Source organism: Ciceribacter azotifigens (assembly GCF_048159625.1).
Taxonomy (GTDB): domain Bacteria; phylum Pseudomonadota; class Alphaproteobacteria; order Rhizobiales; family Rhizobiaceae; genus Allorhizobium; species Allorhizobium azotifigens.
Genome location: NZ_JBLQTA010000087.1, coordinates 1 through 572, shown reverse-complemented (window position 1 = coordinate 572; position 572 = coordinate 1). Strand labels below are relative to the sequence as shown.

Here is a 572-nt window from a genome sequence, read left to right as displayed (position 1 = left end):
CGCAGCAGCCATTTTCTTGAACAGTTCCTTGAAATCGCTTCCATCCGCCGGCGGTGGAACAAAAATCTTACCGTTTTTTTCCAATGACTTACAGCCCAAGATTTCGTCTTGTTTCGTATCCTATCGTGCGTTGTGGACGATTTGATGGTCTGAGACGATCCCCAATGCAACTAGATCGGTGAGGCATCCGCCATGCTACTGTCGTCATCCAGTTCGCGTTCGTCCCGTGAAGCAATTGCCGCTCGATGCAACAAAACGGCTCCGGTATTCTCCACGTCCGGGAAAGTGGGAACGGAGATCGCAGCTGGTGCGACAGGAGAAGAACCCTCGCTTCGTGACCTGATCGATCAGCATTCAGCAGCCGTTCAAGGGGGTAAGAAGGCGAAGGCGAGCCGCCAGGCAATCATCAATTATGAGCCAAAAGGCGACGGAGAAGTATATCTGAAGCTGACCTATCTCGCGGCCTATCTGATCGCGACCAGGAGCGCTTTGTCTATCCAAGAGCTGAAGTCGATTTCTGAGAACTCTGGCGCTCGTAGACGCCCCTGATGTTCCCATCCCGGCCCCTCTTT

The 572-nt window shown here is 53.1% G+C and carries 1 protein-coding gene; it reads left to right on the top strand.

The window, feature by feature from the left end:
• Window positions 1-192: 192 nt before the first annotated feature.
• Window positions 193-549, top strand: a complete 357-nt coding sequence (locus tag ACM6UT_RS23460) for a hypothetical protein (RefSeq protein ID WP_416799663.1) — start codon at window positions 193-195, stop codon at window positions 547-549.
• Window positions 550-572 lie beyond the last annotated feature (23 nt).